General features: G+C 68.9%; 1 protein-coding gene. It reads right to left on the reverse strand.

What is annotated here, in order from left to right; all coding sequences use genetic code 11:
• Positions 1-634: GAF domain-containing protein (locus BZY54_RS55775; protein ID WP_143668435.1), on the reverse strand; the 634-nt coding region annotated here is incomplete at both ends.

A 634-nucleotide genomic window follows, 5' to 3' on the forward strand; every position in this document is an offset into this window, starting at 1 on the left:
CGCCACCGTCAGCACACCCTTGAAGGGCGCACTGGGGGAGGTACGGATCGGGGTGCACAGGAAGTTGAAGTCCTGCGGTGCCGAGGAGTCATAGGTCCTCAGGGAGACCCGGGGCACCGTGGTGGGCCGGCCCGAGTGCAGTGCCTCGTCCATCGCCCTGAAGACGCCGACCTCGTCCAGGCCGGGCAGCACCCGGCGGCCGAGGCTGAACTGCGGCACCATGCCGAAGGCCTGGCCCTGCTTGCCGTTGGCGTAGCGCAGCAGGTGCTCAGGGCCCTCGGTGAGCATGATGGGGAACGGCGCGCCGTCGAACACCGCGAACAGCTCCTGCTGCTGGGCGAGCAGGCTGTCGCGCAGCTTGAACTCGGACAGCAGGGTCTCGGTGAGTTCCTGCATGCCCTGCTTGAGCTGGCGGTCCCAGGTGCGGGGCTTGAAGTCCGCGACGCACACGGTGCCCAGGATCAGGCCCGTGTTGTCGCGCAGCGGCGTCCCCAGGTACGAGCGCACGCCCAGGTCGTTGACGAGGGCGTTGCCCTTGAAGCGCGGGTAGTCGAAGACGTCGTCCAGGGCGAGTTGGGACTGCTGGGCGACGACATGGGGGCAGAAGCCGTAGTCACCGGGTGCCTCGCGGGCG

Source organism: Streptomyces carpinensis (assembly GCF_002154505.1).
GTDB classification, from domain to species: Bacteria; Actinomycetota; Actinomycetes; order Streptomycetales; family Streptomycetaceae; genus Streptomyces; species Streptomyces carpinensis.